Genomic DNA, 20,432 nt, shown 5'->3' on the forward strand with positions numbered 1-20,432 from the left:
ATGTTGGTAATATTGATAATAGCAGTTTTGTTTTTGATCTTTATTGCTGCAATGAGTTTAAGAATTATCCGCCCTTACGAAAAAGGTTTGGTAGAAAGATTAGGAAAATTTCATAGACAGGTCGATTCTGGATTAAATTTCATCATGCCTTTCATAGAAAGAATAACCAAAGTAGATTTAAGAGAAATGTTGATAGATGTTCCACCTCAAGAGGTTATCACTAGGGATAACGTTATAGTTACCGTTGATGCTGTTATATATTACGAGATAACTGATGCTTATAGAGTAGTCTACAACGTTGGAGATTTTACCTCAGCGGCTGTTAAATTGGCTCAAACAAATTTAAGGAACGTAATCGGAGAATTGGAATTAGACCAAACATTAACCTCTAGAGAAAGAATCAACACAAAACTCAGAGAAGTATTAGATGAAGCCACCGATAAATGGGGAGTAAGAATCACCAGAGTGGAGATCAAAAAGATCGATCCTCCTCAAGACATTATGGATGCAATGAGCAAGCAAATGAAAGCCGAAAGAATGAAAAGAGCTGTTATTTTAGAGGCTGAAGGGTACAAACAATCACAAATTACCAGAGCAGAAGGAGACAGAAATGCTGCAATACTAAAAGCAGAAGGTGAAGCGGAAGCCGTTAAGAAAAAAGCAGATGCTCAAAAGTATAAATTAAGTATCGAAGCAGACGGAGAAGCTGAGGCAATTCTTAAAGTTTTCGACTCAATCCATAAAGGCAATCCTACAAAAGATTTGATAACAATAAGGTACTTTGAGGCATTAAAAGCAATCTCAGACGGGAAATCAACAAAGGTCTTTATGCCTTATGAAATTTCGGGAATATTGAGCTCTGTAGCTGCTATGGCAGACATTTCGAAAAACGATACAATCTCTGATAGCAATCCAGAAAATAAAGAATAAAATTCTGAGGTAATTTTTATGGTATTATTAAAGTCTTTGTTTATCAATGCAATCAGTTTTTTAATAGCATTTGCTGTTATTAGACTTTTGATCATGAAAAATAAAGAACCCTATCATTTCGTAGATTATTTTAACCTGTACGGTTTAACATCTTTTTTGCTGGTATGTTTTTATTTGAAGTATTTAAACGATTTAACGATATTAATGGAAATTATTGCATTCTTTATTTTGTTCTTATTTTATCTAAGGTCTTTTGACGCGGCTACAAAAAAATATCATGAAAGATTCAAAATAACTATTCTCTCTTTCGGTTATTCAAAAAAAACATATTTTAATAATTTTCTCTCAAAAAAAATCCTAATGAGAGGAGTTGAAGCTTTTCTTTTCGCCGTATCTTTTTATTATTTCATGGATAAACTATTTTTGTCAATCCCCATAATATTAAATCCGATGATAATAATAATACCGTCGATCCTTTTATTTTTTACAACGATTGTTAAATCATCAAAAATTAACAAAACATATAGAATTTTAAAGTAGATTAAATCAAAATATGTTAATATACCTATATAGGGTATATACAACACTAAATTAGATGGAGGTTTTTAAATATGGAAAAATTGATGGACAAAGAAACACAAAACAAGGTAAGAGAAATTTTAGAGGAATTGACAGAGCCTGTTCAAATATTTTTATTCAAAAATGATGGAGAATATTCAGAAATTGTTGAACAGTTACTTGGAGAGCTCAAGGAATTAGATGATAGAATAAAAGTTGATACCTACCATTCTGATTCTGAAGAAATTAACAACTACGATATTGAAAGAGATTTATTTCCAGCTATGGTAATATTAGATAGCGAAGGAAACGATTACGGAATTAGATATTATGGGATCCCTTCGGGATATGAGTTCACTACTCTGCTTCAAAATCTCATCGCTGTATCTAATAATAGTGTGACCTCTTTCAGCGATGAAAACAAAGAAAAACTATCGCAGATAGATAAAAAGATGAGGATCAGAGTTTTCGTGACTCCAACTTGTCCATACTGCCCTAGGGCTGTTTTTGCAGCTCATCAAGCCGCTATGTTAAACCCTAATATAACAGGAGAAATGATAGAAGCTAACGAATTCGATCGAATATCTTTTGAATATGGTGTAAGTTCCGTTCCACATACCGTGATAGAAGTAAAAGAAAGCGAAGAATGGGTAAAAAAAGGTGAGTTTGTGGGAGCCTACCCTGAAAATAGTTTTGTGGAAGAAGTTTTAAAAGCAGTTGAATAAAGTAGTTGAAGGAGGTTCTCAGATGTTTTTTAACGTTGAAGGGGCTAACAAAAAATCCGAAATAAAACAACAATATGACGTTGTAATAATCGGTGGCGGTCCTGCCGGGATTTCAGCTGCTATATATGCCTTACAAGGCGGAGCTTCTACCCTTGTAATTGAAAAAGCAATTGAAGGCGGACAAATGAATTTAACAGATATTATAGAAAATTACCCAGGGTTTAAAACGATAAAGGGTGAAGAGCTATCTTCTTTGATGAAAGAGCACGCAGAGCAGTTCGGAGCCGACTTCTATGATGGGAAAGTTATAGAATTAAAAGATGAAGATTCCCATAAAACGGTTGTTATGGAAAATGGAAAAACAATCAAATCAAAGGCAATAATAATAGCAAGCGGATCTTACCCTCGAAAATTAGGGGTTAAAGGTGAAGAGGAATTTTCTTCCAGAGGTGTTTCTTACTGTGCATCGTGCGATGGTCATTTTTTTAAGAATAAAAAAATTGCTGTCGTGGGAGGAGGAAATACAGCCGTAGAGGAAGCGGTTTATTTATCGAACATAGCTAAAGAAGTTTATATAATTCACAGAAGAGAAAAACTTAGAGCTGATAAACTTTATCAAGATAGAGCCTTTTCTCGTAATAACATAAAGTTTAAATGGAATTCGGTCATTGAAGAAATTAAAGGCAAAGATAAGGTCGAAAGTTTGGTCATTAAAAATCTAAAAAACGATGAAGTTTATGAAGAACCTTTCGATGGAGTTTTTGTTTTCGTTGGATTAGTGCCAGAAACAAGCTTTTTAAATAAAGATCTTTTCGATTTTGACGAATATGGTTTCTTAATTACAGACGAGAATATGGAAACAAAAGTTAAGGGTATTTATGCAGTAGGAGATGTAAGAAAAAAGGAGCTCAGACAAATTGTAACTGCGGTGTCCGATGGAGCTATAGCTGCTTCACATGCAATTCGCGAGTACGTTAATGAAGACCAAATATCATCAACTCAATCGATAAATTTGACAAAATGAAGATATAATTGTATAATATGTTTAGTACCTTTAACTCAGTTTAGGGTGTAACCCCTTTTCTTGGTTAAAGGAATATTCTGCAGGAGGTTATAGAAAAGATGTCTAGAGGATTGGACCCCGAGAAGAAAGAAGAGCTTATCGAAGAATTTAAAATCAACGACAAAGATACTGGTTCTGTAGAAGTGCAAGTAGCTCTTCTTTCTGCTAGAATCAAACATTTAACGGAACATTTGAAACAACACCCAAAGGATTACCATAGTAGACGTGGATTGATGATGATGGTAGGAAAAAGACGAAAGATGCTCAAATATTTGAGAAAAAGTAAACCCTTAGTTTATCAAGAAATCATCAATAAATTAGGTATAAGAGGTTGATAACAAATTTTTTAAAAAGCGGGGCATAAGCTCCGTTTTGTTTTTATAGGAGGTGTGAGAATGAAAGTATTGGAAAAAGAACTTTTTGGCAGAAAATTACGTATTGAACATGGTAAAGTTGCCAAACAGTCTCTTGGTTCTGTGATGCTGACTTTTAACGAGTCAACTATACTAGTTACAGCAGACGCTTCGGAAGAAACAGTAAAAGGTCAGGACTTCTTTCCATTAACCGTAGAATTTCAAGAAAAATTCTATGCAGTTGGTAAAATTCCAGGAGGTTTTATAAAAAGGGAAGGGAAACCAAGCGATGAAGCCATATTAGCTGCAAGGCTTATCGATAGACCTATTAGACCTTTGTTTCCAGAGAATTTTTTCAATGAGGTCCAAGTAATAACTACGGTATTTTCAATGTTGAATGGCGATAGTATAGAAACATGGGGTATAACAGGTGCTTCGTTAGCCCTGAATCTTTCACCTATACCATTTAATGGTATTGTTGCGGGAGTAAGGATAGGATACGTGGATGGACAATTCATTGCCTTCCCAACCCAAGAACAACTAAAGAATTCTAAAATTGACATGGTCGTTGCAGGAACCAAAGATGCAGTTACAATGGTAGAAGGTGAATCACTGGAAGTTTCTGAAGAAGAAATGGTAGAGGCTCTGATGTTCGCACAGGAAAAGATAAAAGAAATTATAGCAATTGAAGAAGAGTTTCTTTCAGAATTAAACATTGAAAAATGGGAAGTTCAAAAAGAAATAGTTCCAGAGGAATTTATTGAAGATTACCTATCTCTCATAGACGAAGAAGAGTTAAAAAAGGTACTACTCACAAAAGGTAAAAAAAACAGGGATAAAGTTATATCAGAGTATAAAAAGAACGTAATGAAAAAATTTGAAGAAATCTTCTTGGAAAAATGGAGTGTGGCTTTTTTTGAAGATAAAAAACGTTTCTTAGAAAATGCTTTTGAAGAAAAACTTCAAGATTCGATGAGAAAAATGATTATTAACGAGAACAAAAGAGTTGATGGAAGAACTTGTGATGAAATTAGAGATATCGCCTGTGAAGTAGGGCTGATACCTAGAGTGCACGGTTCTGCACTTTTTACCAGAGGGGAAACTCAATCTCTAGGAACTGTTACTTTAGGTGCTCCTTTGGATGTTCAAGTTCTTGATACTATATTCAGCGATGAAGAAAAGAGATTCATGCTCCATTATAATTTTCCTCCTTTCTCAACCGGTGAAGTAAAAAGGCTCAGAGGAGTCAGCAGAAGAGAAATTGGCCATGGGCATTTAGCAGAAAGAGCACATAAAAACCTTATCCCAAGCGATGAAGAGTTCCCTTATACTATTAGAGTCGTTTCTGATATTTTAGAATCAAATGGTTCCTCATCTATGGCTAGCGTATGTTCTGCCTCCTTGGCTTTAATGGATGCAGGTGTACCAATCCAAAAACATGTTGCGGGTATTGCCATGGGTTTGATCTTTGAAAACGATAATTTCGTAGTTTTAACAGATATTTTAGGAATGGAGGACCACCTAGGAGACATGGATTTTAAAGTAGCAGGAACAAGAGATGGAATAACTGCTTTTCAAATGGATGTTAAAACCAGTCAAGTTAATAAAGAAGTTCTTCAAAAGGCTTTAGAAAAAGCAAAAATAGCACGGTTGAAAATTTTAGATAAGATGTATGAAACTATCCCTCAACCACGCAAAGAATTGTCTCCATACGTTCCAATAATGAAAGTATTTAAAATACCCGTCTCAAAAATAGGAGAAGTAATCGGACCCGGTGGGAAAAATATTAAAGAGATCAGCGAATTATACAATGTTGAAGTTTATATAGAAGATGATGGAAAAGTCAAGGTAACTGGCCATAATGCAAACAAGGTTGATGAAGCTATTAATCACATTCAAAATTTAATCGCACAAGTAGAAAAAGGTGGAATTTTTGAAGGTACAGTGAAAAGAGTCGAAAAATACGGTATATTTGTAGAAGTGTTACCCGGTAAGGTTGGAATGTTACATGTATCCAATTTGAAAGACAAACTTGAATCCTTTAAAATTGGTGATAAGGTTAAAGTCGAAGTAATGAAGGTTGAAGACCAAGGAAAATTCCAATTAAAACAATTAAAAGAAGAAAATTAAAAAATCAAACGTGCGGCTTTTTAACCGCATGTTTTTATTAATATTAGTAATAGATATTGTTTTTAGAAGTTCTAAAATTTATATAAAGCAACCCTTTCTCCGCCCCATACCCCTAAGGATTAAAAAGTTCTTGCGTTTTTGCCTCGTCCCTTCCCCAATTTTATTCCTAAAATATCTTACGATTTCAATACTTGCTTTATAAACCACAATCAGAGAAAAATTTTACAGCCAATATCGAAGTTCTTACTTAGGACAATTATCCATCCAATTGTTTGTATTATATGTTAGATATAATTGATAATGTTATGGTATAATTAAATATCGTAAATTTGCTGTTTTTTCAAACAAAATATTTAAGAAAAATGATTTTAAACTCTTTAGCACATGGAGGGAAAACTAATTTTGTATACTCATGAAATATTAGACAATGGTTTAGATGTAATTCTTATCAACAGGGATTCTATGATGAGTGCTTCTGTACTTTTTTGTGTGAAAGCAGGTTCCTCAAAAGAGGCAAAAGAAAATGCAGGATTATCTCATCTCATTGAACACGTTTCTTTTCGAGCAACTAAAAGAAAAAACACCTTCGAAATAAAACAACCAATAGAAGAAGTAGGTGGTGTCTTAAATGCCTTCACTTCAAAGAATTTCACAGTTTTTTTTGCAAAGATACCTTCTCTAAAAGTGAATGAAACATTAGAAATCATGTCTGAGATTCTTTATGAACCTTTATTTAAAGAAGAAGATATAGAAAAAGAAAAAGGTATAATATTAGAAGAAATCTCTTCATATGAAGATGACCCCATAAACATAGTATTTGAAAACTTATACACTAATGTATATGATGACAACTTTTCAAGACCTATAATGGGATACAAAGATACAGTTATGAATATAAAAAAATCAACAATAGAAGAATTCCACTACAAATACTATCAACCAGAAAACACTGTGGTCATAATATCAGGAAAATTCGATGAGGATTCGGTATTGAAACAACTCAACAGAATTAAGAGCATTGCAAATTTGAACTCTTTTAAAAATAACATCACCAGTCCTTCGATAGTTGACAAAGAAATCTTCATCAAAAAATACAAAAATGATTTAGCTAGCAATTATTTAGTTCAAGGATTTAAAGCACCTTCTAAATTAGATGAATACTATTACTCTACACTAGTACTCAATACCTTTCTGGGAAGCGGAATGAGTTCCCTGCTATTTTCAAAAATTAGAGAAGAAGAAGGTTTAGCTTACGAAGTCACATCAGATTATGAAACTTATCCGAAAGCTGGATTGTTATTATTTTATGCAGCAACAACTGATAAAAACCTGGAAAATCTACTCAGAAAAATACAGGAAGTTGTAGATGATCTTAAGAATAATAAAGAAATCGAAAAATGGTTCAATTACGGGAAAAATAGATTAATCGGTAAATTAACGTTAGAGGTAGAAAACAATTTATCCATGGCTTTAAATATTTTAAATTTGTATGTAAATTATGGTAAAATCATGACGATAGAAGAATTTATAAAAAATATAGAAAAGGTTGAAATTCATAACGTTATTGAAACGGCAAGCAATATTTTTTCTAACAATAAATATGTTTCGATACTTTCACCGAACAATCAATAAAATCTTGAAGGCGGGTGTTCTTTATGAAAAAAATCCCTTTTTATGAATTAAAACCCGGTCAAATAGTCGCAGAAGATGTTTTTAAAGAATCTCTTTTGTTAATTCCAAAAGGAACTGTCTTAAAATCAACTGACATTAACAGGTTAAGAAGCCACGGTATAAAGACCGTAAATGTTTACGATGAAAATGATTTTATTGAAAAAAAGATCGAAGAAAATATTTCCATAGAATTCGAAAATATTCCCCCTATTGTAGAAGAGGAAACATATAATGAATGGCATCAACATTTTGAATTTGTAAAAGATATTACGTATTTAAAAGATGATCCTTCAGAATTAGATTCTCTTGCAGAAGATATTTATAAGAAATTTTTAAAAACTGAAGACGTCGTATTAAATTTATTTCATGCCATAGGAAGCGAAGCTTTAAATTCTCATTCTATAAATACATCGATCATCGCCTCAATAATCGCTTCAAAATTGAATATGCCAGATGTATTCTTCGACTCTCTTGTAAAAACGTGTCTACTCCATGACATTGGATACAGCTTGATAGGAAAAAGAGTGATATTTGATTATATAGACCTAGAAGATGTAACGGTCAGATCTCATATTGTATCCGCTTATGAAACCTTAAAAAATATTCAAAAAAATATAGGGAAAGAAATTGTAGATGCTATTTCTACCCACCACGAACGATACGACGGAACTGGTATTTTTATGAGATTAAAAGAGAACGCTATAAGTCCTTTGGTAAGAATATTACAAATAGGAGACGCTTACGACTCCTACATAGAAATAGGGAACTCCCCATACGAGGCGATGAGTTTTCTCTTAAGATATTCGGGATTAATTTTTGATCCGTATTATGTAAGTGTTTTCTTTTCAATAGTTGGGTTGTACCCAACAGGAACCCAGGTAATTCTAAACAACGGCAAGAAGGCTACCGTAGTCAAAAAGGGAAAAACTTCATCTTTTCCAATAGTCGAATGTGATGGAAAAACTATAGAAACAGGAATGGAAACTGGCTTGTTTATCAGAGAAGTACTGAAAAAAGGAGAGTAAATATTGGCTGAAAATATCTCAGAAAGTTTGGAAAATTATTTGAGAGCGATTTATATTTTACATATCGACGGAAAAATACCAAGAGTAAGAGATATTTCAAGAATATTATCTGTAAAAGATGCTTCTTCAGTTGAAGCCATTAGAAAACTAGAAAAGCATGGATACGTTAAACATGAACGGTATGGTTATGTAAAACTTACGGAAAAAGGGTTGCTTAATGCCGAAAAGGTTTATAGAAGATACATAATTCTTATAGATTTTTTTGTCAACGTATTAGGACTTTCAAAAGAAGAGGCATATACCCTGTCTTGTGGTATTGAGCACCACATGAATGATAATTTTTATATTTCTCTAGATGGATTAATGTTATTCCTTAAAAGAAACCCCATAGAATTAACGGAAGCAAAGAAGTTTATTTCAAATTATAAGAAAAAAATGCCTCATGACTTCAAAACTTCTCTCTGGGATTTGAATATATCAGAATCTGCAAAAATATACGATATTTCAGGAGATTCTATATTACGGAAAAACATAATGGACAAAGGTATATATCCTGGTTTAACTCTAAAAGTAATAAAAAAAACCGATGACATGATCGAAATTTTGGTTAATGAAAAAGTAATCAATCTTACGTCACATGAATCAAAGCATATAATAATAGGAAATCTAAATTAAAGTTTAACTCTTTAAATTTATTTTTTGCCCTAAGGAGGTACATATTTACATATGACCACTAAAATCGATAAAGCTTCTCAATATATTAAAGAAAGTACAGAAATCAAACCAATTTTAGGACTAATATTAGGCTCTGGCCTTGGATACATAGCGGACCAGGTAGAAAATCCAAAGGTGATTGAGTACAAGGACATTCCTTTTTTTCCACAATCAACTGTAGTAGGACATGAAGGGTCTTTAGTCATAGGTACTATAGAAGGTATCCCTGTCATGATATTAAAAGGACGATTTCATGCTTATGAAGGAATTGAACTAAAAGATATTGTTTTTCCTATTTATGTGATGAAGGATTTAGGAGTTAAAGGTCTGATAATAACGAATGCAGCTGGTGGAATTAACAAAACATTTTCTCCAGGTGATATAGTGGTAGACGTCGATTTCATAAATTTTACATTCAAAAATCCTTTAAGAGGCCCTAATTTAGATGAGTTTGGCCCCAGATTCCCTTCTTTAGTTGAGCCTGTCGATAAAAATTGGGTAAAAAGCGTTATCGAGAAATGTAAAAAAGATAATATAGAGCTCAAAGAGGGGACTTATTTATGGACTTTGGGTCCATCTTATGAAACCCCTTCTGAAATTAGAATGTTCGACAAATATGAAGCAGACCTAGTAGGAATGTCAACCTTACCAGAAGTGATGGCGGCGAATCATGTAGGCTTAAAAGTTATCTCATTTTCTGCAGTTACCAATATGGCTGCTGGTATTCTCCCACAACCTCTAAAACATGAAGATGTTCTTAGAATAACTGAAAAAATAAAGGGAAAGTTTGAAAAGGTCGTATACAACGCTATTAAATTATTTTAATATAAAACATCAAAAAGAACGGAGGACAAAAGTTGTCTGAAAATCTAAAAGAGATTGTAGAAGAGATAAGTAAAAATGATAATATTTTGATAGTAGGCCACATACTCCCAGATGGAGATGATGTAAGTAGTTTAGTATCGATGACCTTAGGATTAGAAAAATTAGGAAAAAAAGTGACGGCGGCGATCGACGATGAAATCCCGGAATATCTTTTACAATTTCCTTTGGTTAAATCGAAGATCAAAAAGTTTGAAGATGTTGAAAAAATAATTTATAAAAACTACGATATAATGGTAATATTAGACTGCTCCTCACCGGATAGAATAGGAAGATTAGAAAAATATTTAAATGCTTTTCATGTCCTTTTGATCGATCATCACGTAACAAATACCTATTTTGGAAATTTAAATTGGGTAGACCCTTCCATGGCTTCAACAGCTCAAATGGTTTACAGAATTTTGACTTCTTTAAATGTTGAATACGACAAAGAACTAGCCACAATGAATTTGTTAGGAATAGCAACCGATACTGGCTTCTTTAAATATCAAAATGCCGATGTTTTAGTTTTCAAAGATGTTACTGAGTTGATTGAAAAAGGAGCAAACATTAGCGATATTTCAAATACTATATTGGATAACATTCCATTAGAACAAATTTACTTGTATAAAGACGTCATTTCCAATCTTAAACTAGCTTTAAATGGCCAAATTGCTTACTCTTTATTAACCTTGAATATGCTTTCCAAATATAACGTTTTACCAAAAGATTCCCCTTCATTTGTGGAAAATCTTAGATCCATTAGAGGCGTTGAAATCGCCATCGTATTTCAAGAATATGCAAAAGGTTCCTATCATGTTTCATTGAGATCCAAAAAATGGGCAGATGTATCAAAGATTGCTCTCAATTTTGGTGGCGGCGGTCATCCGCGGGCAGCTGGATTTTCTGTCGAAACAAACGACATAAGACAAACAATGGAAGAAATTGTAGATACAATATCAAAAACAATCGCAAATCACAATCCTAACTTAGCCTTTCAATAAGGCAAGTGATTTTATATGGCATACATCTTTTTATTTGCAATTTGGAGTGTTCTAATTAACGATTTTTCTGATCTTTCACTAATATTAGGAGTTTTTGTTGTTATCATTACAATCAGAGTAACCAACTTATTTTTTAAAAACACCACTTATGGGACGATTCAAATGTTGGTGTACAGTTTAGGTAGCCTTTTAAAAATGTATAAAAATGCATTTGCTTTTTTGCCCTTGATTCTCTTAAAAAAGTACTCCGGTTTATCTCACATAGACGTTAAAGGAAAATCAGATTTTGAAAAAGCCGCAATAGCAAATTCAATCTCACTAACCCCTAAAACACTTGTTTTATTTGAAGAAGATGATAAATTAATAGTTCACAAAGTTTCTTCAAACCCTGAAGAAGCTCATAGGGCAGATAATATTTGGAAGGATGATATAATCTGATACATATATTAGAAATTTTCATCCTTATATCTCTTTTTATGATTTTGATTAAATTAATATTGTCAAAATCAAAATGGGAAAAGGTACTTTCCTATTCTTCATTTTCTTCAAAAGCGGTGATTCTGATGTTAGTTTTTTCCCTTATCTCTGATCAACTTTTTCTGTTAGACGTTATAATTATATTCTTAATTCTCAACATCTGGGGTGTTTTGATAGCTTCAGCTTACCTGGAGAGAGGTGGTAATAAAAGATGATTGCCAACCTTTTAATGGGAATAGGAATTATATTTCTTTTTTCAGGAACTTTAGGGTTGTTTACTATGGAGGATTTCTATTCTAAAATTCAAGCGATAGGGATAGCAGACACAGTAGGAATAATCTCAATTATCATCTCACTGATGCTCAAATATCCAGAAAACATGGCAAGATTACTCATATTAGCTATCTTCATTCTAGTTTTAAATCCAGCAATTTCCTCAATAATTGCTTATCATGCCGCAAAGTCTGGGGAAAAGGTGGGCAGAAAAATCAAGTGAGTTATTCTATAATTTTTTTGTTTTTAAGTTTGATCGTTCTTTCATTATACATACTATCACAAAAAAGCTATGTTAACGTGATCATCGGCTACGGAGTTTTTTCTGTAGCAACTTCTGTACTCTTTTTTCTTCTGAATGCACCTGATGTAGCTTTTGTCGAAATAACCATTGGTGCCGCTTTTGTTATTTTTATATATCTAATTGCCATAAAAAAGACCGCCGAGGTTAAGGTTTACTACATTGAAACTCCTTATATGATTGAAGAAAAAGAAGGAAATCTATACGGATTCGAATACGAATTGATCAAGGAATTTTTAGAAAGAAAAGGTTTGGATGCCGATTTTATAAAAGTTGATGCTGAAGATCCTATGAGTAATATAAACGACCATGGAGAAATCCTGGCTGGAGGAATAATTTTAGAAGATAATAATTTTGAAAACATAATACCTTCCAAAGGTATTTTATTATCAAAATTATACGCTGTTGGTCAACCTAACAAAACGTGTTTAGGAATTTTTATGTCGAACTTAAAATCACAAAGCTTTGAAGATTTGGATGACGATTTTATAATTGATGCTGTAAGATTCCGAAAAATAGTTATGGGAGAAGAAAAGCTCTTGTCCAAAAAGATAGAAATTATTAAAGACACCAGTTACAGGATAATTTTTTATAAAAGAGATAAGTCTTTAGCAAGAGACTTCAACAAATTTTTGGAAGAAATAAAAAGTGACACCGCATACTATGAAAACCTTGTCAGGAGGTATATAGGTTGAAAAAGTACATTGTTTTAACCTTGACAATATTAATTTTCTTCATTCTTGCATTAAATTTAAAAGTTGGAGATATGAAAAGTTTCTATGAACCTTTTGAAATTCTTGCCGAAAACGGATCAACTAATATGGTTTCTGCTATTGTTCTTGATTACAGGATATACGACACCTTTTTTGAAATACTAGTTTTTACGGTGGTAATAATTGGCATTTCTGAATTCATAGGAAAAATCCCTACGGTTGCTTCTGATGACCAACAGATAATATACGATACGCCGGTCATAAAGGTTATAACTCCAATAATTTTTCAAATAATAGTTTTAATTTCTCTTTATATTGCGATAACCGGACATATAGCCCCTGGTGGAGGTTTTGCTGCAGGTACTATTTTAGGAACAGGTTTTCTAGCTGTCTCCTTGGTGAGATCCACAGATGAAATAGAAAACTTGTTTATAAAATCTAAAATCGAGAAGCTAAAAATGTTGGTTCCTTTATTCATAATTATGTATGGTTTATTAGGATATAGTTGGGGAGATTCTATTTTCTCTAATTTTCATCTAAATGGATCTCCTGGGGAGTTGTCTAGTGGAGGTTCCGCCATTTTACTAAACTTTTTGATTTATTTCGAGGTTTTTGGTGGATCATGGACTATCCTGTATAGATTTTTAAAACATAAGGGGTTATTATGAATATTTTCTATATCCTCACCTTATCAGTAATACTTATTGGTTTATTTGGAATTATTGTAAAAAAAGATCTTATCTTAATATTTATTAACCTTGGAGTTTTCCAAGAAGGAATTGTTCTCTTCTTTGTTCTTTTGGCTTACGATGAAAATTCACCTATTATCACCACACATTTACAAGGTTACGCTGACCCCCTCATACATTCTTTTCTACTTACCGTTATAGTTATTGGATTTGCAAATTTGGCATTAATGTTAGTTTTTGCAATGATTTTATCTTCCAAATTCAAGACCCTTGAAGTTGATGAAATTGAAAAGAAAGTCAAGAAACACTAAAAAATCTCATAAAAATAGGAGCAAAGCATGATTCTACTTGTATCCTTAATACCCATATCTTTTGGCATACTGACCTATTTTTTTAAAAAGAAAACATCTCTATTGGTAACAATCTCATATATACTAACTTTCTTATTTCTTACTATTTTTCAAGAAGGTTCGTTTGTATTAGGAAACTATTCTGCACTTAAAGGTATTGAGTTCAGCTTCGACCCAACGAGTAAATTCTTACTTATTTTATTCAATCTTTTCTCTTTAATAACCTTTTTTAGAATCTACAAAAATTATGATCATGTGTTTTTTTCACTTTGGCTTCTATTAACAGGAAGTATAAATGGTTTCTTCATGAGTAGAGATTTTTTCAATATATACGTTCATTTGGAGCTCGCTTCTATATTAACTTTCCTTTTGTTATCATACGATAAGAATGAGATAAGAATATGGGCAGCTTTGAAGTACATGATGATGAGCTTAGTATCCTTAAATTTCTATTTGATAGGGGTAGGGATTCTTTATTCAAATTCAGGCACCTTGAATCTCAATTACAACCTTTCAAATGGAATTAATACCTTTGCTTTCAGTTTTATCCTAACGGGGTTGTTAACAAAAGGCGGATTATTTTTTCTTTCTGGATGGTTACCCGATGCCCATACCGAGGCAGTGAAAGGAACCTCTCCTATATTATCAGGTATAATCGTCAAACTTCCTTTATTTATAATTTATTTACTCATACCCTCTTTACCCAATGAACTTAGAATTTTTCTATACTATTTCGCAGTTATAACTGCTATTTGTTCCTCCCTCTTTACACTGCTACAAAACGATATCAAAAAATTTATGGCTTATTCCACTATGACTCAGATGAGTTATGGACTAATGATCATTCTAATTAACCCGCCTTTTTTTCCATATTTTATAGTTTATCATATGTTCACTAAAGGATTTTTATTCATGATAGCCGAAGATATATACGAGAAAAATGGCACAAAAAATCTAAAAGAACTGGATGGTTCACAAATATCCTTAGATACATTTTTTTTGCTTATTTTCTTGCTGATGAACTTAGGAGGATTGTTCCCCTTTAGCCTTTATATCATCAAAGATAATTTATCTTTACCCTATTTTCTCGAGATAAACATTTTCATCTTCGGAATGTACTTTTATAAATTATTAAACACCTTTAAAGTGAAGAAGAAAAATTTTGAATACAAATATTGGTATATGTTCATCTTCGCAATTTTAAACGTTGTATCTATAACTTATTATTTCACAACTATCGCTTCCAACTTATCCATCTTAAAAATTTTAACCGAATATTTACTGTTTGCAGCAGGTATTCTATCATTCTTATTTTTAAGAAAAAAGGTATCCTTACCTTCAATAGAGATATACAGTTTTGAAAATAGTTTTATCTATCAAATATCATTTTTATTGGTTGCTTTGCTAATGGAAATGTAGACAAAAGTTTTCAAATATTTTGGAAATTTATGGTAAAATAATAAAGACAATATCAAAAAACAAATAGAAGGAGGTAATGTGCGTAGTATCGCACTATACAAATTATGAAAAAATTCTTATTTTCTTTTTTATTAGTAACTTTCATTTTTAGTATTACTATTTTCCCTCAAGACGTTTTAAAATTTATACCTTCAGATTCAAAAGTGGTAGTTTTAATAAATGATTTAGAAGGCACATATACGGATTTAAAAACTGTGCCAACTATGAAAACTTTATTGTTAGAACCTTTTAACGCCGAACTAATGCTTTCTAACCTTGCTCAAATGTATTTTAATGCTTTAAAGATAGATTACGAAAGTTTTCTAAATAATCTCAGCGTTGATCTCTCGATTTTTGTTCAAGAACCTAAAGAAAATAATTATATTTTTGGCTTCTCCGTTGGTCCTTTAGAAAACCCCCAAACTTTTGCTACAGATTTAGATAAACTATTAGAACCTTTGAAAGATTACGGGATTTCGTTTACTCCTATCTATCAAAGTGTCGGAAATCAAAATTACCTTGTAATGGTTCAAAATAAAGATGTATATTCTTCTTCTGAAAAAGGAGTTACCGATTTTGAAGAAATCCTTCCAACAAAAAAAGGATTATATTACAGAATAAACACCTCTGACTATCAAGGAGACGGCTATTTTTACGTTAAAGATGGCTTCTTAATAGGTGGAGGCAATGGAACTGCAGAAACAGAATTCATCGATAAAAACTTTGTAAAAGGGGCTCAAGAATATCCCTTCCTGGGTAGTATATTTTTTACCTCTGGTTTAATCCCAAAAGATTTAACAAATTTTGCGGATTTCATAAATATAATAGTAGATTACAAAATTGTAGAAAATTTAATATCCCTTTCACAAGGAGTGGAAGCTAACGTTGATTTAACTACGAGTAACAATGCAATGCCGACAATTTCTAATGCGAGCTATTTAAAATTGAAAACTGACGCTAAAATAGACGAAATTATACCTATTTTGAATGAAAATAACATAAAATACAAAAAAACTAGTGAAAACATGATGGAATTTTATATAGAATCTGAAATTACAAGTCAAAATAACCAAACAGAAATTTTAACCAATACTTTTTATGTTTGGAAAGACGAATACTTGATGGTATCACAAATGAAATCCGATGAGCTTCAAAAACTTCTTAATGATAAACCAAAGCTTTCAGAGAATGAATTGTTCCAAAAATTAAGTGAACGAATTGGAACAGGGGATGTTACTTACGCCTTTGTAGATTTAACTCCTATTTTTCAGAATTATGTGCCAAATTTGAAAGGCCAGTATGGTTTATTACTAAATGTGAGTTCAATAGAAGAAAATAAATTAAAAATTGATTTTATTGTGCAATAAGAAATATCGATTAAAGTTAGGTAAGACTTCAATAAAAGATTAAAGGGCATGCTTACGCATGCCCTTTATTGGTGCCGAGGGCGGGAGTTGAACCCGCACGGGGTTCTCCACCCCAACGGATTTTGAGTCCGCCGCGTCTGCCAATTCCGCCACCTCGGCAATTCTAAGTTATTATACTATATTTATAAACTCTTGTCAATAGAAATTGAACCTTTGTAGGATAGCAAATGATTTAATGGGAGGGAGTTTTATGAAAAAGATAGCTATTATAGGTTTCGGCGCAGCTTCTATAGGTTTCTTAAAAGGGCTACAAGAAGAGCAAAAGATTGATAACTACAAGATAGATATTTATGAAAAAGGTGAGAATTTAGAAGGTGCAGGATTCGGTGGTTTGAAATACGATGGAAAATTATTTATTTCAAAAGAAATGGGTGGAGATTTAGTTATCCCGTTGAATATTCAAAAGAAAGTAGTAGAATATTATCTCACAAAATCTGGATTAGCAAAGCTGGATGAGGATAAAAAATTAGAGCTTTCCAATAAATTAGAAAAAGGCGATTCTTTTGAAAACGAAGAGCTATATAAAAAGTTCTACGATGCGGATTTTGAACCCGTAAGATCTCACTTTTTTCATCTGGGTACAGAACTACTAATAGAAACCGTAAAAAACATTTTCGAAGAATTCTCAAAATTCAATAACATAAATTTTATATTTGGTGAGGAAGTTATCAAAGTTATTCCTGGCCCAGAGGTTGCCGTAGTAACAAGTAGTGGAAGTGAAAAAACCTATGACAAGGTTGTTGTTGCCGTTGGGAGAAGAGGTCATAAATTAGTATCGGATATGGTCAAAGATCATCCGGATTTAGTCTTATCAAATGACAAGGTTGATCTTGGTGTCAGATTTGAACTTCCTAATCATATAGTGGACGACTTAAACAAAGAGATGTACGAATTCAAAATTAGATTAAAAACTAAAACAGGGTATATTGTGAGAACTTTTTGCAACAATCCTGGTGGAGAGGTTACTTTGGAAAGTTACGACGACTTTTTAACGGTTAATGGTCATGCAAATACTACTAAAAAGACTGCCAACACTAATTTTGCAATCTTGGTTACTCATTCGTTCACTCAGCCTTTCAACGACCCTGTAGGTTACGGTTCTTATATCGCAAAGCTTTCCAATATCCTTGCTGGCGGAGACAAGGTTATACTTCAATGCTATGAAGATTTTAAAGCTTCAAAAAGGACAAAAAAATTAGGGCGAGTTGAACCTACGTTAGATCCCAAACACTTCATTTTGGGAGATTTGAATCTGGCTCTTCCCAGACGTACTATAGAATCAATAATCGATTTTTTGGAACGATTAGAAACAGTTGTAAAAGGCGTTACTTACCCAGATAATCTCTTATATGGAGCAGAAGTTAAATTTTATGCAAATAAGATAAACAACGATTTCTTTGGAAATGTAAAAATAATTGGAGACTGTAGCGGATGGACTCGGTCGATAACCTATGCTACAAGTCATGGATACCTAATCGCAAAGGAGTTTTAAACGGTTGTATTGACAAAATAATATTGATATGTTATAATGATTTTTGTAGACTTAATGAATGGGACGTAGCCAAGCGGCAAGGCGACGGACTTTGACTCCGTTATTCGTAGGTTCGAATCCTACCGTCCCAGCCAAAAAAAGGGAGGTTATACCTCCCTTTCTTCATTCCGATTATTGAATATTCGACTGAGTTGCAATTTGAGATGTGTCTGTAGAAGTATCAGAAGTATTGTTTGCTTCTTGTATTTCTCTTTGCAAACTTTCTATCATACTATCAATATTAGTATAATAATTTGGATCGATCTCTTTTATTGTTTCCAAATAAGACAATTTAATTTCCTTTAGCCCTAACAAATCAGTTAAATCTAGTCCAACATCTAATGCTTCTAATTTAGTATCGGTTGCTGCTTGCGTAGAATCAACAACTGTTTGAACATTCACCAAAATCTCAGTGATTTGTTGTTGAAATAGAGTAAATAAATATTGAGATCCTAAATAATAGGAATATTGTTTCAACTGATCCAACTGTAACTTCGAATAGCTAACCTTTACTTTTGGATCTTGGGGGTTCAACTGATAATAAAGTTGAACTACTGAGTTAGAAGAAGGGTACTGTGCATATAGATCTGCTAAAACCTTTTTTAACTTTTCAGTGTAATCTTGTGATTTAGTTTGTAATTCTGATCTAACAACACTTGCATCTTCTGTAGTATTTACTCCAAAATTCTCAAGGGTTTCTTTGGAACTCAGATAACTTTGAGCATCCTGATATTTCGATATCTCGGCTAATAATGAGGTACTTTCGTCCGTATATGATTGAGCGTTCAATTCTTCGAGCCTAATATTTATGGCATCCAAACCCAGCGAAACAATATCTGGATCAACAAATTCAGATAAGCTAAGATATTGATTTATAGAAGTAGTTCTATCACTGTATAAACCCAATAATTGGGTTACAACCATCGTATATACAGCCAAATAATCAGAATCAACTTCCATTGAAATTTCAGTACCCTCGAACACAATACCTTCTAGTTCTTTCGCTAATTCTTCTAATCTTTCTACATCTGTACCCGCCTTCGTTAATTCGTACATATACATCAATTTTGCATCGTAATAATTCCTTCCAAAGTTCTCACTTTCTTTGTAATTAGACAACCAATTATCATACTTTTGACCTTGAACTGTACTTTCTACTTCAGCATATACATCATCGTACAAAAATATATCTTCAGGCTTTTCAAATATTTTCTTATCAAGCACTCTTATCAAATGGAAGCCTTCAGAAGTTTGTACAGGCCCAATAATTTCGCCAACTTGTCCATTAAAAACTGCATCTTCAAAACTTTGTTCATAATTCCCATGTTTTATCCATCCAATTTCTCCAGAATTAGTAGCATTAGAAGTATCCAATGAATACAAGGAAGCAGCATCTTCAAAAGTTATCTCACCTGTTGCAATCATTTCCTTGATGCTATTGGCGGTTGCTTCATCTGAAAGTAGTATATGCTGTACTCTAACTTCTTCATAATCATTCTTTATACTTTCAAAGTTTTGTTCGATATAAGCTAGAGCATCTTCCCTAGAAACTGAAGCGACTGCGTCTTTAACCGCATTATTTATTAAATCTGTTTCCACTGTTTGTTGTAAACCCGAAATTAATATGTTTCGTATATTTTGTTCACTACCGTAGTACTGAAGCATATTATTCCAATTTGTTTCATCTGATTTGTATTGAGTTATATATTGATCAACTTGTGTATTTATCTGATTATTCACTTCCTCATTGGAGGGTAAAAGATCGCTTTGTTCCGCGTAATATCGTACAATTTTTTCGTCAAAGAGTAGATCTACCACCTGATTATCAAGTGATAAATAATCAAAAACAGGATCCAACTGTTGACCGTAATACTGTTGATAGATCTGTGCTTGCTGCTGAGTTATGTTATCTACTTCACTTTTCATTATCCAATATGGGTAATCCAAATCTTCGCCGTCTTTAGTGATCACCAAAACAGAGTCTTCTTTTCTCAGTGTATTTCCACTTTGTGAATTAATCACAGGGTTTCGAGATGAAACATAAGTTGCCACGGACCACCAAACTATACCTGCCAAAAATCCTGCTATAACTATTATAGTGATCAATCTTTCGTGTTTTTTAAACCAATTATTCATCGACTAATGCCTCCTAAACTCTTGAAATTTTACTATCTTTCGA

21 protein-coding genes and 2 tRNA genes are annotated in these 20,432 nt (G+C 32.7%); 21 read left to right on the forward strand and 2 right to left on the reverse strand.

The features are described from left to right. The 19 genes from X925_RS08685 to X925_RS08775 all read left to right on the forward strand — a co-directional run bounded on the left by X925_RS08685 (position 1) and on the right by X925_RS08775 (position 16,662). Positions 1 to 930, forward strand: a complete 930-nt coding sequence (locus X925_RS08685; protein ID WP_121514683.1) for an SPFH domain-containing protein — start codon at positions 1 to 3, stop codon at positions 928 to 930. A gap of 18 nt (positions 931 to 948) precedes the next feature. Further along, positions 949 to 1,470: a hypothetical protein gene (locus X925_RS08690; RefSeq protein ID WP_012208403.1), complete on the forward strand. Its 522-nt coding sequence runs from the start codon at positions 949 to 951 to the stop codon at positions 1,468 to 1,470. A 71-nt stretch (positions 1,471 to 1,541) separates the two neighbouring features. Continuing rightward, a complete protein-coding gene (locus tag X925_RS08695) occupies positions 1,542 to 2,213 on the forward strand; it encodes a thioredoxin family protein (protein WP_121959708.1) in 672 nt (223 codons plus the stop codon). Positions 2,214 to 2,235: 22 nt separating this feature from the next. Beyond that, on the forward strand, positions 2,236 to 3,237 hold the full coding sequence (gene trxB, locus X925_RS08700) for a thioredoxin-disulfide reductase (RefSeq protein ID WP_121959709.1): 1,002 nt from the start codon (positions 2,236 to 2,238) through the stop codon (positions 3,235 to 3,237). A 98-nt stretch (positions 3,238 to 3,335) separates the two neighbouring features. Continuing rightward, positions 3,336 to 3,611 carry a 30S ribosomal protein S15 gene (rpsO, locus tag X925_RS08705; protein WP_012208406.1) on the forward strand — a complete coding sequence of 92 codons (276 nt, stop codon included), beginning with the start codon at positions 3,336 to 3,338 and terminating at the stop codon, positions 3,609 to 3,611. Between the two features lie 60 nt (positions 3,612 to 3,671). Beyond that, positions 3,672 to 5,759 (forward strand): polyribonucleotide nucleotidyltransferase, encoded by a 2,088-nt coding sequence (locus tag X925_RS08710; RefSeq protein WP_121959710.1) that lies wholly within the window; start codon positions 3,672 to 3,674, stop codon positions 5,757 to 5,759. A 402-nt stretch (positions 5,760 to 6,161) separates the two neighbouring features. Then, complete coding sequence (locus X925_RS08715; protein ID WP_158245450.1) at positions 6,162 to 7,391, forward strand: pitrilysin family protein; 1,230 nt, start codon at positions 6,162 to 6,164, stop codon at positions 7,389 to 7,391. 23 nt (positions 7,392 to 7,414) lie between these two features. Continuing rightward, positions 7,415 to 8,455: an HD-GYP domain-containing protein gene (locus X925_RS08720; protein ID WP_012208409.1), complete on the forward strand. Its 1,041-nt coding sequence runs from the start codon at positions 7,415 to 7,417 to the stop codon at positions 8,453 to 8,455. A 3-nt stretch (positions 8,456 to 8,458) separates the two neighbouring features. After that, positions 8,459 to 9,130, forward strand: a complete 672-nt coding sequence (locus X925_RS08725) for a metal-dependent transcriptional regulator (RefSeq protein ID WP_012208410.1) — start codon at positions 8,459 to 8,461, stop codon at positions 9,128 to 9,130. A gap of 51 nt (positions 9,131 to 9,181) precedes the next feature. Beyond that, the gene (locus X925_RS08730; RefSeq protein WP_121959712.1) at positions 9,182 to 9,994 is read left to right on the forward strand and encodes a purine-nucleoside phosphorylase; all 813 of its coding nucleotides are present in this window, start codon (positions 9,182 to 9,184) and stop codon (positions 9,992 to 9,994) included. A gap of 32 nt (positions 9,995 to 10,026) precedes the next feature. Further along, the gene (locus X925_RS08735; RefSeq protein ID WP_121959713.1) at positions 10,027 to 11,034 is read left to right on the forward strand and encodes a bifunctional oligoribonuclease/PAP phosphatase NrnA; all 1,008 of its coding nucleotides are present in this window, start codon (positions 10,027 to 10,029) and stop codon (positions 11,032 to 11,034) included. 15 nt (positions 11,035 to 11,049) lie between these two features. After that, positions 11,050 to 11,472, forward strand: coding sequence for a Na+/H+ antiporter subunit E (locus X925_RS08740; protein ID WP_121959714.1), 423 nt, complete (start codon positions 11,050 to 11,052; stop codon positions 11,470 to 11,472). 38 nt (positions 11,473 to 11,510) lie between these two features. Then, positions 11,511 to 11,726 (forward strand): monovalent cation/H+ antiporter complex subunit F, encoded by a 216-nt coding sequence (locus X925_RS10645; protein WP_121959715.1) that lies wholly within the window; start codon positions 11,511 to 11,513, stop codon positions 11,724 to 11,726. Then, the gene (locus X925_RS08750) at positions 11,723 to 12,007 is read left to right on the forward strand and encodes a monovalent cation/H(+) antiporter subunit G (protein WP_121959716.1); all 285 of its coding nucleotides are present in this window, start codon (positions 11,723 to 11,725) and stop codon (positions 12,005 to 12,007) included. The genes X925_RS10645 and X925_RS08750 overlap by 4 nt, the downstream gene beginning before the upstream one ends. Continuing rightward, complete coding sequence (locus X925_RS08755) at positions 12,004 to 12,780, forward strand: DUF4040 domain-containing protein (protein WP_158245452.1); 777 nt, start codon at positions 12,004 to 12,006, stop codon at positions 12,778 to 12,780. The genes X925_RS08750 and X925_RS08755 overlap by 4 nt, the downstream gene beginning before the upstream one ends. After that, the gene (locus tag X925_RS08760; protein ID WP_121959718.1) at positions 12,777 to 13,466 is read left to right on the forward strand and encodes an MnhB domain-containing protein; all 690 of its coding nucleotides are present in this window, start codon (positions 12,777 to 12,779) and stop codon (positions 13,464 to 13,466) included. Before X925_RS08755 ends, X925_RS08760 begins: the two co-directional genes overlap by 4 nt. Then, on the forward strand, positions 13,463 to 13,798 hold the full coding sequence (locus X925_RS08765) for a cation:proton antiporter subunit C (protein ID WP_103065097.1): 336 nt from the start codon (positions 13,463 to 13,465) through the stop codon (positions 13,796 to 13,798). Before X925_RS08760 ends, X925_RS08765 begins: the two co-directional genes overlap by 4 nt. A 27-nt stretch (positions 13,799 to 13,825) precedes the next feature. Next, the gene (locus tag X925_RS08770) at positions 13,826 to 15,256 is read left to right on the forward strand and encodes a complex I subunit 5 family protein (protein WP_121959719.1); all 1,431 of its coding nucleotides are present in this window, start codon (positions 13,826 to 13,828) and stop codon (positions 15,254 to 15,256) included. Between the two features lie 104 nt (positions 15,257 to 15,360). Continuing rightward, on the forward strand, positions 15,361 to 16,662 hold the full coding sequence (locus X925_RS08775) for a hypothetical protein (protein WP_121959720.1): 1,302 nt from the start codon (positions 15,361 to 15,363) through the stop codon (positions 16,660 to 16,662). Between the two features lie 69 nt (positions 16,663 to 16,731). Here the strand turns inward: X925_RS08775 and X925_RS08780 are convergent. Beyond that, positions 16,732 to 16,821 (reverse strand) — tRNA-Leu (locus X925_RS08780). A gap of 91 nt (positions 16,822 to 16,912) precedes the next feature. Between X925_RS08780 and X925_RS08785 the strand changes: the two genes are divergently transcribed. Next, positions 16,913 to 18,214, forward strand: coding sequence for an NAD(P)/FAD-dependent oxidoreductase (locus X925_RS08785; RefSeq protein ID WP_103065094.1), 1,302 nt, complete (start codon positions 16,913 to 16,915; stop codon positions 18,212 to 18,214). Between the two features lie 59 nt (positions 18,215 to 18,273). Further along, positions 18,274 to 18,348, forward strand: a tRNA-Gln gene (locus tag X925_RS08790). Positions 18,349 to 18,385: 37 nt separating this feature from the next. On the opposite strand, the gene X925_RS08795 is transcribed toward X925_RS08790, so the two are convergent. Continuing rightward, a complete protein-coding gene (locus X925_RS08795) occupies positions 18,386 to 20,389 on the reverse strand; it encodes a peptidylprolyl isomerase (protein WP_121959721.1) in 2,004 nt (667 codons plus the stop codon). Positions 20,390 to 20,432: the final 43 nt, after the last annotated feature.

Source organism: Petrotoga sp. 9T1HF07.CasAA.8.2 (assembly GCF_002895585.1).
Taxonomy (GTDB): domain Bacteria; phylum Thermotogota; class Thermotogae; order Petrotogales; family Petrotogaceae; genus Petrotoga; species Petrotoga mobilis.